The sequence below is a fragment of the Nocardia sp. 852002-51101_SCH5132738 genome (assembly GCF_001665695.1).
Lineage (GTDB): Bacteria > Actinomycetota > Actinomycetes > Mycobacteriales > Mycobacteriaceae > Nocardia > Nocardia nova.
Genome location: NZ_LZML01000164.1, coordinates 1 through 13,732, shown reverse-complemented (window position 1 = coordinate 13,732; position 13,732 = coordinate 1). Strand labels below are relative to the sequence as shown.

The 13,732-nt window shown below is 68.4% G+C and carries 12 protein-coding genes; 10 read left to right on the top strand and 2 right to left on the bottom strand.

All coding sequences use genetic code 11. From position 1 onward, the window contains the following. Position 1 precedes the first annotated feature (1 nt). The 8 genes from A5789_RS25440 (at position 2) to A5789_RS25405 (ending at position 9,731) form a co-directional block, all read left to right on the top strand. Positions 2-553, top strand: coding sequence for a GNAT family N-acetyltransferase (locus A5789_RS25440; protein ID WP_281207931.1), 552 nt, complete (start codon positions 2-4; stop codon positions 551-553). Beyond that, positions 550-1,638: a lipoyl synthase gene (gene lipA / locus A5789_RS25435; protein WP_369817514.1), complete on the top strand. Its 1,089-nt coding sequence runs from the start codon at positions 550-552 to the stop codon at positions 1,636-1,638. The genes A5789_RS25440 and lipA overlap by 4 nt, the downstream gene beginning before the upstream one ends. Before the next feature lie 176 nt (positions 1,639-1,814). Beyond that, complete coding sequence (locus A5789_RS25430; RefSeq protein ID WP_064903138.1) at positions 1,815-4,016, top strand: elongation factor G-like protein EF-G2; 2,202 nt, start codon at positions 1,815-1,817, stop codon at positions 4,014-4,016. A gap of 66 nt (positions 4,017-4,082) precedes the next feature. Beyond that, a complete protein-coding gene (locus tag A5789_RS25425; protein WP_063011088.1) occupies positions 4,083-4,826 on the top strand; it encodes a DUF4191 domain-containing protein in 744 nt (247 codons plus the stop codon). Between the two features lie 197 nt (positions 4,827-5,023). Then, entirely contained in the window at positions 5,024-6,262 is a 1,239-nt protein-coding gene (locus A5789_RS25420) for a homogentisate 1,2-dioxygenase (RefSeq protein ID WP_064903140.1), read from the top strand. Then, complete coding sequence (locus A5789_RS25415) at positions 6,255-7,442, top strand: S9 family peptidase (RefSeq protein ID WP_227462968.1); 1,188 nt, start codon at positions 6,255-6,257, stop codon at positions 7,440-7,442. The genes A5789_RS25420 and A5789_RS25415 overlap by 8 nt, the downstream gene beginning before the upstream one ends. Before the next feature lie 10 nt (positions 7,443-7,452). After that, positions 7,453-8,088, top strand: coding sequence for an IclR family transcriptional regulator (locus A5789_RS25410; protein WP_063910689.1), 636 nt, complete (start codon positions 7,453-7,455; stop codon positions 8,086-8,088). A gap of 146 nt (positions 8,089-8,234) precedes the next feature. Further along, entirely contained in the window at positions 8,235-9,731 is a 1,497-nt protein-coding gene (locus A5789_RS25405; protein ID WP_082856762.1) for an aldehyde dehydrogenase, read from the top strand. A gap of 11 nt (positions 9,732-9,742) precedes the next feature. Here A5789_RS25405 and A5789_RS25400 read toward each other — a convergent pair whose 3' ends face one another. After that, positions 9,743-10,603 carry an aldo/keto reductase gene (locus tag A5789_RS25400; RefSeq protein ID WP_064903144.1) on the bottom strand — a complete coding sequence of 287 codons (861 nt, stop codon included), beginning with the start codon at positions 10,601-10,603 and terminating at the stop codon, positions 9,743-9,745. Between the two features lie 84 nt (positions 10,604-10,687). Between A5789_RS25400 and A5789_RS25395 the strand changes: the two genes are divergently transcribed. Then, positions 10,688-11,263: a TetR/AcrR family transcriptional regulator gene (locus tag A5789_RS25395; protein ID WP_064903146.1), complete on the top strand. Its 576-nt coding sequence runs from the start codon at positions 10,688-10,690 to the stop codon at positions 11,261-11,263. 55 nt (positions 11,264-11,318) lie between these two features. On the opposite strand, the gene A5789_RS25390 is transcribed toward A5789_RS25395, so the two are convergent. Further along, positions 11,319-11,780 carry an RDD family protein gene (locus A5789_RS25390; protein WP_063011098.1) on the bottom strand — a complete coding sequence of 154 codons (462 nt, stop codon included), beginning with the start codon at positions 11,778-11,780 and terminating at the stop codon, positions 11,319-11,321. Positions 11,781-12,242: 462 nt separating this feature from the next. On the opposite strand from A5789_RS25390, the gene glnA reads away from it, so the two are divergent. Beyond that, entirely contained in the window at positions 12,243-13,679 is a 1,437-nt protein-coding gene (gene glnA / locus A5789_RS25385) for a type I glutamate--ammonia ligase (protein WP_064903148.1), read from the top strand. The last annotated feature ends 53 nt before the right edge of the window (positions 13,680-13,732 follow it).

Below are 13,732 nucleotides of genomic sequence, written 5' to 3'. Positions count from 1 at the left end.
GGTGACCGATATCCAGTCGGGTGGACCGCGCATTCGCGATGCCGAGGAACGCGACATCCCCACGATCCTCGCCATCCACAACGACGCCGTGGCCGAGACGACCGCCATCTGGGACACCAACCCGGTCGACCTCGACGATCGCCTGCGCTGGTGGCGCGACCGGGTGGCCGCCGGATACCCGGTGCTCGTCGCCATCATCGACGGTCAGGTGGCCGGCTATGCCAGCTACGCGCAGTGGCGGCCCAAATCCGGTTATCGGTACTGCGTGGAGAATTCGGTGTACGTCTCGGAGCGGTTCCAGCGCCGCGGCGCGGCGACCGCGCTGCTGACGGCACTGCTGGGACGGGCCGAGGAGTCCGGGCGGGTGCACACCGTGATCGCGGCGATCGAAACATCCAACAAGACCTCGATTCTGCTGCACGAGAAGTTCGGCTTCCGGATCGTCGGCCAGCTGCCCGAAGTGGGGCACAAGTTCGGCGGCTGGATGGATCTGACCTTGATGCAGCGCACGCTGCCGGGCCCGATTTCGGCGGGCGTAGAGTCGTTCGAGTGACCTCCGTCGACACCCCGACATCGAACAGCGGCACGGCACACACCGCCGCGCCGGCCACTTCGTCCCCCGATTCCCTGGTACGGGAATCAGGCGGTCGCAAATTGCTCCGCATCGAGGCCCGCAACGCGCAGACCCCGATCGAACGCAAGCCGAAGTGGATCCGCACCCGCGCCACCATGGGCCCCGAGTACTCCGAACTCAAGGGCCTGGTCAAACGCGAAGGGCTGCACACGGTCTGCGAGGAAGCGGGCTGTCCCAACATCTTCGAATGCTGGGAGGATCGCGAGGCCACCTTCCTCATCGGCGGCGAACAGTGCACCCGGCGCTGCGATTTCTGCCAGATCGACACCGGTAAGCCCGCCGCGCTCGACCGCGACGAACCGCGCCGGGTGGCCGAGAGCGTGCAGGCGATGGGCCTGCGGTACTCGACGATCACCGGCGTCGCGCGCGACGACCTCGAAGACGGCGGCGCCTGGCTGTACGCCGAAACCGTGCGCGCCATCAAGCGACTCAACCCGCATACCGGCGTGGAGTTGCTGATCCCCGATTTCAACGCCGATCCCGATCAGCTGGCCGAGGTGTTCTCCTCGCGGCCGGAGGTGCTGGCGCACAACGTGGAGACCGTGCCGCGCATCTTCAAGCGGATCCGCCCGGCATTCCGCTACGAACGGTCGCTGGCGGTGCTGACCGCGGCCCGCGAGGCCGGTCTGGTCACCAAGTCGAATCTGATCCTCGGTATGGGCGAGACGCCCGAAGAGGTCACCCAGGCGATGCGTGATCTGCACGAGGCCGGCTGCGACATCCTCACCATCACCCAGTACCTGCGGCCCTCGCCGCGCCACCATCCGGTGGACCGCTGGGTGAAGCCGGAGGAATTCGTCGAACATTCCCGCGTCGCAACCGAACTCGGCTTCGCCGGCGTGATGGCCGGGCCGCTGGTGCGCTCCTCCTACCGCGCCGGCCGGTTGTACGCGCAGGCGATGGCGCATCACGGCCGGGAGATCGCACCGGAGATGGCGCATCTGGCCCAGGAGGGCTCGGCGAGCCAGGAGGCGAGTTCGGTGCTCGCCCGATTCGGCAGCTGAACGACCCCAGCCACCCCGCAGCGACCGGCCGAATTCCCGTTCGGCCGGTCGTTCGTTGCATACGGGGTGCGGATTCACCACGGATGGGGTGCGGATCCCCGGAACGGGTGACACAGCCGCGCGCCGGTGGGAAGCTCGAAGCAACCGCACGTGTCGACTCCGGGAAGTGAAGAGACATGGCCGAGAAAGCGAGCACCGCCGCCCGTAACAGTTCCGCCGGCAGAGTGATCGAGGCATCGCAGCCCGACGGTATCCGCAATGTGGTCCTGGTCGGGCACACCGGCTCCGGCAAGACCACCGTGGTGGAGGCACTGGCCATGGAGGCCGGGGCGCTCACCCGAGCCGGCCGCGTGGAGGACGGCACCTGTGTCTCGGACTACGACGATATCGAGCAGCGCCAACACCGTTCGGTGCAGTTGTCGGTGGTGCCGGTCGCCTGGAACGGCATCAAGGTCAATCTGATCGATACGCCAGGATATGCCGATTTCGTCGGCGAACTACGGGCCGGTCTGCGAGCTGCGGATGCGGCCCTTTTCGTGGTCTCGGCCGCCGCGGGCGCCGACGGTGTCGACGGGCAGACGCTGGCGCTGTGGGAGGAGTGCGCGCGGGTCGGGATGCCGCGGGCCCTGGTGATCACCCATCTGGACGCGGCCCGCGCCGATTTCGACCTGATGGCCCAGACCTGCGCGGATCTGCTCGGTGACGGCGATACCGACGCCATCCTGCCGCTGCAGCTGCCGGTGTACGGCCCGAAGGGCGCCGACGGGCACCGCCCGGTCACCGGAGTCGTCGACCTGCTGACCGAGCAGGTCTTCGACTGTTCCGGCGGCGCCCACACCCGCACCGACGCCACCGCCGAACAGACCGCGCAGATCGAGACCGCGCGCAACCGGCTCATCGAGGGCATCATCGCCGAGAGCGAAGACGAAACCCTGATGGACCGCTATCTCGAGGGCGAACGGATCGACCTCACCACCTTGATCGCGGATCTGGAACGCGCGGTGGCGCGCGACCGCTTCCATCCCATCCTGATCGCGGCGCCCCCGCCCGAGGGCACCCGCGAGGGCCTGGGCATGGTCGAGATTCTCGAGCTGATCACGCGCGGCTTCCCCACCCCCGCCGAACACGCGGTCGCGGCGCGCTGCCCGAGCAACGGTGCCGCGCCGCAGCCACTGTCCTGTGATCCGGGCGCGCCGCTGGCCGCCGAGGTGATCCGCACCGCCTCCGACCCGTATGTGGGCCGAGTGTCGCTGGTGCGCGTCTTCGCCGGCACCCTGCACGCCGACGACACCGTGCACATCTGCGGGCACAACGACGGCAACGGGCACGATGTCGACGAACGAGTCGGCGCGGTGACGGCGCCGTTCGGTAAACAACAGTTCCCGATCGGCCAGGCCATCGCCGGCGATATCGCCTACGTCACCAAACTGGGGCACGCCGAGACCGGAGATACGGTGTCGGCCAAGGATTCTCCGCTGCTGATCGAGCCGTGGCCGCTGCCCGAACCGCTGCTGCCGGTGGCGGTGCGCGCCCACGGCAAGGCCGACGAGGACAAGCTGTCGCAGGGCCTGGCCCGCCTGGTCGCCGAGGATCCGACGGTGCGCCTGGAGCAGAATCCGCGCACTCATCAGCTGGTGCTGTGGTGCCTGGGCGAGGCACATCGCGATGTCGCGCTGGAACGGCTGCGGTCCCGGTTCGGCGTGCAGGTCGATGTCGACGAGTATCGGGTGGCGTTGCGAGAAACGTTCGCGGGCAAGGCCTCCGGGCACGGGCGGCATGTGAAGCAGTCCGGCGGCCACGGCCAGTACGCGATCTGCGATATCGAGGTGGAACCGCTGCCGGAGGGTTCCGGGATCGAATTCGTCGACAAGGTGGTCGGCGGCGCGGTACCACGCCAGTTCATCGGCTCGGTGGAGAAGGGCGTGCGCGCGCAGGCCGAGCGCGGCGTCGCCGCCGGATATCCGCTCGTCGATGTGCGGGTGACCCTGCTCGACGGCAAGGCGCATTCGGTCGACTCCTCCGATGCCGCCTTCCAGACCGCGGGAGCGCTGGCCCTGCGGGAGGCGGCCGCCGCCGCCCGGATCGACCTGCTCGAACCGATCGCCGAGGTGCGGGTGACCGTCGCCGACGATTTCGTCGGTACCATCCTCGGAGATCTGGCCGGCCGCCGCGGCCGCGTACTGGGCACCGAACCGGCCGCCGCCGGGCGCACCGTCATCCGCGCCGAGGTCCCCGAACTGGAATTGAGCCGCTACGCCATCGACCTGCGCTCACTCTCGCGCGGCGCGGCCCAGTTCGACCGCAGCTATGTGCGGCACGAACCGATGCCGAGCCAGATCGCCGCGGACCTGCGCAGTCGCAGCGAAGCCACCGTCTGAGGCGAGCGTCGCGCTGTTCTGCGGCCCGTGCGGGGTATGTCCCGCTCGACCACTATCCTGAGAGGTATGGCAGCAGGTAAGGGCGGCACACCGTCGAAGGAAGCGAAGGCCGCGGCGAAGGCGGCGCGCAAGCAGGCGTCGAAGGAGCGGCGTCAGCAGCTCTGGCAGACGTTCCAGATGGTGCGCAAAGAGGACAAACTGCTGCTGCCGCTGATGATCGGCGCACTGGTCGGCATCACCGTGGTGCTGTTCCTCGTCGGCTTCCTGTTCAACATGCAGTGGTTCCTGCTGCCGGTCGGCATTCTGCTGGGCGCGCTGGTCGCCTTCATCATCTTCGGACGCCGGGTGCAGAAGAACGTCTACGCCAAGGCCGAGGGTCAGGCGGGTGCGGCCTGGTGGGTGCTGGACAACCTGCAGGGTAAGTGGCGCGCTACCCAGGCCGTCGCCGCCACCACCCAGCTCGACGCCGTCCACCGCGTGATCGGCCTGCCCGGTGTGGTCCTGGTGGCCGAGGGGTCGCCGCAGCGGGTGAAATCGCTGCTGGCGCAGGAGAAGAAGAAGACCGCTCGCCTGGTCGGCGACACCCCGATCTACGACATCGTGATCGGCAACGAGGAGGGCCAGGTTCCGCTGAAGAACCTGCAGCGCCACCTCACCAAACTCCCCCGCAATATCGACGCCAAGCGGATGGACCTCATCGAGGGCCGCCTCACCGCACTGGCCACCCGCGGCGGACCGGCGCTGCCGAAGGGCCCGCTGCCGGCCGGCGCGAAGATGCGCGGAGTGCAGCGCACCATCCGCCGCCGCTGAATCGCGCACGCCGGGTTCTGTCGCACAGCTGAAGACCCTGATCGCCGCCATCCCGGATGTCCGGGGTGGCGGCGATTGCCGTGTAGGCCGACTCCCGCCGCATCTCCGTCAAACCCGGGACAGGACCACACCGCCTCCCATAGGTTCGTATATAGGACATCCGGCCACGAAAGTCGGGCAGGCGATCAGGAGGTGCGATGCCGTACTACCGGGCCGTCGGCGAATTCCCCCGGCAGCGTCATACCGCCTTCACCCTCGACGACGGCACGCCGACGTTCGAGGAGTTCATCGGGGAGGAGGGGTTCTCGGGCACCGGTTCGCTGCTCTATCACCGCCGCGTGCCGTCGGCGCTGGTCGACGCGCGCGAGTGGGATCTCGGCGATCAGTCCCTCACCGCGAACATCCCGCTGCTGCCCCGGCATTTTCATCTGCCCGACCTTTTTCACGACGTCACCGGCCGCGACGCGGTCCGGCACCGCCGCCCGGTTCTCGCCAATGCCGATGTCCGCATCTCCTACGTCGTGGCCGACGAGCCCTCTCCGCTCTACAGCAACGGCATCGGCGACGAGGTGATCTTCGTCGAGGCGGGCGCGGCCACCCTCGAGAGCGTGTTCGGCCGGGTGGACGTGCGACAGGGCGACAATGTCGTCATACCGCGGGTCACCATCCATCGCTGGCTGCCGCACACCGACGCGGGCCCGTTACGGCTGCTGTGCGTCGAGGCGTCCGGGCACGTGCAACCGCCGGACAAGCACCGCACGCGCTACGGCCAATTCCTCGAGGGCTCCCCGATCACCGAGCGCGACCTGCGCGGACCGGCCGGACCGTTGCCGGCCCCCGGCGAGCTGGTCGACGCCGACACCGAGGTCTACGTCAAACATCGCACCGCCTCGGGCCTGCACGGCACGGTGGTCGTCTACGACCATCACCCGTTCGACGTGGTCGGCTGGGACGGGCACCTGTATCCGTACGCGCTGAACTATCGCGACTTCTCCCCCGTCGTCGGCGCGGTGCTGCAACCCCCGCCGACCTACCAGGTGCTGCAGGGCCCGGGCTTCGTGGTGTGCAATTTCGTCCCGCGCCCATTGGAATTCGCGCCCGGGGCGATCAAGGTGCCCTACTACCACTCGAACGTCGACTCCGATGAGGTGATGTTCTACTTCGCCGGAGAGACCGCCGCGCGCAAGGGTTCCGGCATCCGGACCGGATCGGTGAGCCTGCATCCCGCCGCGTACACCCACGGCCCCCGGCGCCAGGCCTATCTCGACTCCCCCGGTTTCACCGAACCGAACGAGATGGCGTTCATGGTCGATACCTTCCGCCCGCTGGAGGTCGCCGAAGGCGGCACCGCGAGCGATGTGCCCGGCTATCCGTGGAGCTGGTCGGACAAACGGTATGCCGGTCGGCCACAACAGAAGAGAGGCCATCGTGAGTGAGCCGTTCGAGCGGATCCCGGTGATCCTGCACAGCGAGGAGCAGCCCACGGTCCGCGAGACCTATGGATTCACCGGCGGTCACGGGATCGTACTGGAGGGGCAGCTGCTGCGACCGCCCGGCGAACGACGTTCGGGCGGAACGGTTTTCCTGTTCCAACATCCGACCTCGACGCTGAATCTGCTGCCGATGCCGACCGCGCTCGCCGCCCGCGGACATCACGTGCTGTGCGGGGCGAGCCGCTACCCGAAGAACGATTCCGCGCTGGTGATGGAGAAGGTGGTCCTCGACCTCGGCGCGTGGGTGCGCTGGGCGCGGGAGGTCGCCGGCTACGACCGCGTGATCCTGGTCGGCTGGTCCGGCGGCGGATCGCTGTCGCTGCTCTATCAGGCCGAGGCATTGGATCCGAGCATTACGCACACGCCCGCGGGAGATCCGGTAGATGTTGTGGGAGCGGGACTTTCACCGGCCGACGGGGTGGTGTTCATCGCGGCTCATCTGTCGCGGGCCGAGACGCTCACCGAATGGCTCGATCCGTCGGTGATCGACGAAACCGCTCCGCACCGCCGCGACGCCACCTGGGACATCTATGCCGACGACGCCCCCCAGCGGCCGCCCTACAGCCCCGAATACGTCGCCGGATTCCGCGAGGCACAGCGCGCCCGCAACCGCCGTATCTCGGAATGGGCGCTCGCGCGCCTGGCCGACCTGCGCGCCGCCGGCGGGCCCGAACAGGAACAGCCTTTCCTGGTCCACCGCACGATGTGCGATGTGCGCTGGCTCGATCCTGCCGTCGACCCCAACGACCGCCGCCCGAACTGGTGTTATCTCGGCGATCCGCGCACCGCGAACGTCGGACCGGTCGGCCTCGCCCGCTATACGACCCTGCGGTCGTGGCTGAGCCAGTGGAGTCTGGACCATTCGGTGGCGGGCGGGGCGCGCAATGCCGCGCGGATCACGAAGGGCCCGGTGCTGCAGATCGAGAATTCCGCCGACGACGCGGTGCCGGCCACCCACAACCCGATCGTGCGCGACGCGCTCGCCACCCCGGACCGCACCTATCGCGTAATCCCCGGCGCCACACACTATTACGTCGGCCAACCGGACCATCTGCGCGCCTGTCTCGAATACGTCGAGCAGTGGGCCGCCGAGCGTGAGCTGATCGAGGGACCGCCCACGTAGGATTTCTGCCATGCCGGCGCCCGACACCTCGCAGACTCTGAGCCGCGGACTCGATGTGCTGAAGTTGCTCGCCAGCAGCCCCCATGCCCGCACCCCCGCACAACTGGCGCAGGAGCTGGGCCTTTCCCGCACGATCATCTACCGCCTGGTCGGCACGCTGGTCGAACATGGACTGGTGCGCCGCGCCGAGGACGGCACGGTCAGCGTCTCCGCGGGCGCGCTCGTGCTGACCCAGCACGTCCTCGGCTCGGTGCGCGAGGCCACCCGCGAGATCCTCGAGGATCTGGCCCGCGAGGTGGAGGCGACGGCGCATTTCTGCGTCGCCGACGGCGACGACGTCCTCGCGGTCGCGGTCGTCGAACCACCGTTCACCACCTTCCACGTCGCCTATCGGGTCGGCGCGCGCACCGGGCGCGGACAGGGCGCCCTCGGTGAGGCGATCGAGGCGTCGCGGCGCGGTGAGAGCGGCATCTTCGAGAGCGAGGGCAAGCTGGTGCCCGGCGCGCACGGCGTCGTCGCCTCGCTGCCCGGACTACCCGGTCCTCCGGCCGCGGTCGGCGTGGTCACCCTGGTCGGGCAGGAAACCCCGGCGATGGCCGATGCCGTACGCCGAGCCGCCCAGCGATTGCATTCGGCGCTGGGGTAGCCGCTCCGCCCGGCACGTCGCAGCGGACATCCAGCGCCTTGCGTCCCCGCAACTTGGCTACGCTTGTCCGATAATCGGAAACTGCTTCACAACATACGATCGCCGCGCTAGCCTGCTCACACTTCGATCAGTCGTCAGGAGCAGCCGTGTCCGACTACACCTCCACCGCCCGCGCCGACGGCGCTCAGGCTCCGACCACGTTCCCGCCCCGCCGCCTCTGGATCGGCGGCGGCTGGCGCGACGCGAGCGGCGGCGCGACCTACCGCTCCGAGAATCCGACCACCCTCGAGCACATCTGCGATATCGCCGACGCGTCGGCCGAGGACGTCGACGACGCGGTCCGCGCGGCGCAGTCGGCCTTCGACAGCAGCGGCTGGAGGCAGATGGGCGGCGCCGAACGCGGGCGAATCCTGTTCCGCGCAGCGGATCTCATCGAGGCCGACACGCAGTACCTGTCCGCGCTCGAGACCCTCGAGGTCGGAAAGCTGTACAAGGACGGCGTTTTCGGCGACATTCCGGCCACCCTGGCCACGTTCCGCTACTACGCGGGATACGCCGACAAACTGCACGGCTCGACCGTGCAGCTGCCCGATTACGCCGGCCGGCACCGGCTCAACTACACCCTGCGCGAGCCCCTGGGTGTCGTCGGCGCGATCACACCGTGGAACAACCCCATCGTGGTCGCCGGATGGAAGATCGCCCCGGCACTGGCGGCGGGCAACACCGTGGTGATCAAGCCGCCGGAGGATGCGGCGCTGTCGATCCTGCGGCTGGCCGAAATCCTCGCCGAGGCCGGGGTGCCGGACGGGGTGTTCAACGTCGTGCCCGGCCGCGGCGAGACCGCCGGCGCCGCCCTCGCCCGCCACCCCGGCCTGGCCAAGCTGACCTTCACCGGCAGCCCCGAGGTGGGCGCCCTCATGAACACCCACGCCGGCGGCCAGTTCCGCAAGGTCACCCTCGAACTGGGCGGGAAGAATCCGCAGATCGTCTTTCCCGATGCCGACCTCGACCGCGCACTGCCGTTTGTCGCGGTCGGCAATTTCCTGCACCAAGGCCAGGTGTGCGCGGCCGGCACCCGCGTCTACGTCCACGACAGCCTGGTCGACGAGGTCACGCGGCGGCTGGCCGAACACGCCGAATCGCTCACCCTGGGCGACCCGTTCGACGCCGAGGTCTCCATGGGACCGGTGGTGAACCGGCAGCAGCACGAGCGCATCGGCGGCTATCTCGGACTGGGCGTCGCCGAGGGCGCGGAACTGGTGACCGGCGGTTCACTCGCCGAGCGGCCCGGCTATTTCGTCGAGCCGACCGTCTTTCTCGGCCGCCACGACCAGCGCATCGCGCGCGAGGAGATCTTCGGCCCGGTGGCCACGATCATTCCCTTCTCCGACACCGCCGATGTGCCGGCGCTGGCCAACGACACCCACTTCGGGCTCAACGCGATCATCTACACCGAGGACCTGCACACCGCGCAGACCACCGCGCGTGATCTGCGCGTCGGCAATGTGTGGATCAACGCCTTCGGCATCCCCGACATGACCACGCCGTGGGGTGGGCGGGCCGGCAGCGGCATCGGCCGCGAACTCGGCCCCGCCGGCATCGAGGCCTATACCGAGGAGAAGACGGTGCAGATGATGTTCTGAGCCGCCCGCCCTCAGGCTCGTTCTTCGAGCGCGGCGAGCATCCCGGCATCCAGCCGGACATCTCGCGCCGCCACATTCTGTTCGAGATGGCCGATGCTGCGAGTCCCCGGAATCAGCAGGATGTGCGGATCGCGGGCCAGCAACCACGCCAGCCCCACCTGGCTCGGCGTCACCCCGAGGCGGCCGGCGATATCGCGCACCACGTCGTCGCCGGCCACCTTGGGCCGATCCGGAAATCCCGAGCCGAGCGGAAAGTAGGGCACGAAAGCGATTCCCCGCGAAGAACATTCGGCGAGCAGCGGTTCCTCGTCGCGTTCCAGCAGGTTGTACAGATTCTGCACGCACGCGATCCCGGCGGGAGCGGCGCGCCCGAGTTGTTCGACGGTGACACTGCTCAGTCCGATCGCCCCGATCTTGCCCTCGTCCCGCAACGAGATCAGCTCGGCCAGCTGGTCGTCGAGATCCACGATCTGATCACCGGTCGCCACGATTCCGGGCGGACCGTCGACCCGGCGCAGGTTCACCACCGCCAACTGCTCGGCGCCCAGCGCCCGCAGATCCGCTTCGACCGCGGCCCGTAGCTGCTCGGGCTTCTGCGCCGGCACGAGACCATCGCCCGTATGCACGGCGCCGACCTTGTCGACCAGCAGCAGATCGTCCGGATACGGATGCAGAGCTTCCCTGAGCAGCGCGTTCACCGAGCCGTTGCCGTAGAAACCGGCCGTGTCGATGTGGCTCACGCCGAGTTCCACCGCTCGCCGCACAACCGCTACCCCGTCCGCGCCGGACTCCAGCTGCATCGCTCCGTAGCCGATCCGGCCGACCGCACGTCCCGCCAGTTCGCCGTCACGCGGTTGCGTCATGACCGTCATTCGGGTCTCCCTTGTTATCCTGGCATCAAACGGAGGATCCTCCGCTTAAGACCAGAGTAGTACAGAAACGGAGGACCCTCCACTTTGTCCGGACAGCCGCGTGGACGCCGCGATGCCCAGCGCAACCGCCAACTGCTCCTCGATGCCGCTCTCACCGCGTTCACGGGCGAAGAAGGCACGGTCAGCCTGGAAGCGATCGCCAAATCCGCCGGGGTGGGTATCGGCACGCTCTATCGGCACTTCCCGTCGCGGGAAGCGCTCATCGAGGCCGTATACCGCAGCGAACTGGAACAGCTGTGCGACCAGGCGGCGAATCTGCTCGCCGACCACGCCCCGGAGGACGCACTGCGCATCTGGCTCGGCCGCTACGCCGACTTCGTGGCCACCAAACGCGGGATGGCCGAGGCGCTGCGCGAGGTCATCGCCTCCGGGGCGGTGACCTCGGCGCAGACCCGCGAAAGACTCAGTGCGGCAATCCGTTCCGTCCTCGATGCCGGAATCTCGGCCGGCACGCTGCGCGACGACGTCCGGCCCGAGGACATCACAGCGGCGATGGCGGGCGCGACACTGGCCGGTATCGACCGCGAGCAGATCGACCGCCTTCTCGACCTGTTGCTCGACGGTGTGCGACGCGGCGCGGTCCGGCCGCCGGCCACGTAACCACTCACCGTCGTCGCGCGCCGACAGGCCCCTCCTGCCGGGCGGCGAACGATTGTTACCGAGCGCGGATCAGTGCCGTACCGGTCGCCCGGTCGTGCATACCGCGGCGATCCCCGTCGGTGAACAACGCGGGCACCACGAAGGTCAGCAGTACCTGACGCGCCACCGACCGCACGAATCCGACCGGCGCCGACGCATCGATCCGGACCGTGCGCATTCCCAGGAAGTACTGCCCCGGCGTGAACCCGAACAGCATGACCGTCACCACGCCGATCACGAACCAGATCAGGTAGGTGACGGTGTTGAGCGATCCGGCGCCGCGCACGATCAGCGCGGCGATCCCCATGGCGATGAAGTAGTCGACGAACAGCGCGGCGATGCGGCGCGACATGGGCGCCAGCGACCCCACACCCTCCTGCGGCAGGCCGAGCAGCTTGCCGGGGTAGTCGTCGGGCTGCGGCTCGCCGGGGTGGGCCGCATTCGGGCCGGACAGCCAGGAACCGGTAATTCGCGCCATGCTCCCAGCTTAGGCGTGGTGACGGTGAGGATTACGTCACACCCGGGCCCGCACCCGGCAGCCACGTAACACCGGCCGTCGGCCGCCGGTTACCCGCCGGCGGGTCCGCGTCACCCCGTCCGGCCGCCCGCGGCGACGGCAGCACGGCACCCCGCTGGGGCGATTTCCCAAAGCGGTTGCGGCCGGGAAACTCTCGCGGTCGCGCGCACCGATCGGCGACGATGCGCGGTCCTCGAATCGAGCGCCGGATGCCGTGGTGGCAGGATAACGGTGCTGGTCCGGCACCGCATCGTGAGCGACCCACCGCGCGGTGTTGCCCGGGGATGCCGCCGACCCGTCCAGCAGCACGTGTAACACTGGCGAAACACAGCCTTGATTGCGGGGAAACACCGCATCCATACCGTTCAGCGCTGAAACCCAGCAATCGGCACAGGCTGGGAACCGATCCGTAAGGAGTACTAAGTGGCGTTCAGCACGGCCGACGAGGTCATCAAGTACATCAAGGAGGAGGACGTCGAGTACGTCGACGTACGCTTCTCGGACCTTCCTGGCGTTCAGCAGCACTTCTCCATCCCGGCGAAGTCGTTCACCACCGACCTGGCCGAAGAGGGCCTGGCGTTCGACGGCTCCTCCGTGCGCGGTTTCCAGTCGATCGACGAGTCGGACATGCTGCTGCTGCCCGACTTCTCCACCGCCCGGATCGACCCGTTCCGTGCCGCGAAGACGCTGAACATGAACTTCTTCGTGCACGACCCGTTCACCCGTGAGGCCTACTCCCGCGACCCGCGCAACATCGCGCGCAAGGCGGAGGAGTACCTGCGTTCGACCGGTATCGCCGACACCGCGTTCTTCGGCCCCGAGGCCGAGTTCTACATCTTCGACGGCGTCCGCTACGACTCCGGCATGAACGGCGCGTTCTACGAGATCGAGTCCGTCTCCGGCTCGTGGAACACCGGCGAGGAGTTCAACCCGGACGGCACCCGCAACCTGGGCTACAAGGTCCGCAACAAGGGTGGCTACTTCCCCGTCGCCCCGTACGACCACTACGTCGACCTGCGCGACACGATCTCGACCAACCTGCAGAACGCGGGCTTCGAGCTCGAGCGCGGCCACCACGAGGTCGGCACCGCCGGTCAGGCCGAGATCAACTACCGCTTCGACACCCTGCTGTCGGCCGCGGACGACCTGCAGCTGTTCAAGTACATCGTGAAGAACACCGCGTGGCAGGAAGGCAAGTCGGTCACCTTCATGCCGAAGCCGCTGTTCGGTGACAACGGCTCGGGCATGCACGTGCACCAGTCGCTGTGGAAGGACGGCAAGCCGCTGTTCCACGACGAGGCCGGCTACGGTGGCCTGTCCGACCTGGCCCGCCACTACATCGGCGGCATCCTGCACCACGCGCCGTCGCTGCTGGCGTTCACCAACCCGACGGTGAACTCCTACCACCGTCTGGTGCCGGGCTACGAGGCCCCGATCAACCTGGTGTACTCGCAGCGCAACCGGTCCGCCGCGGTCCGCATCCCGGTCACCGGCAACAACCCGAAGGCCAAGCGCATCGAGTTCCGCGCGCCCGACTCCTCGGGTAACCCGTATCTGGCCTTCGCCGCCATGCTGATGGCCGGCCTGGACGGCATCAAGAAGAAGATCGAGCCGCAGGCCCCGGTCGACAAGGACCTCTACGAGCTCCCGCCGGAGGAGGCCAAGAACATCCCGCAGGCCCCCACCTCGCTGGCCTCGGTCATCGACCGCCTCGAGCAGGACCACGAGTACCTCACCGAGGGCAACGTCTTCACCGACGACCTCATCGAGACCTGGATCCAGCTCAAGCGTGACAACGAGATCGCGCCGGTGAACCTGCGTCCGCACCCCTACGAGTTCGAGCTGTACTACGACGTGTAAGTCGTTGTGAGGCTCTGACCTGCGACGGAACACCTATCCGTGGCCTTCTGTCC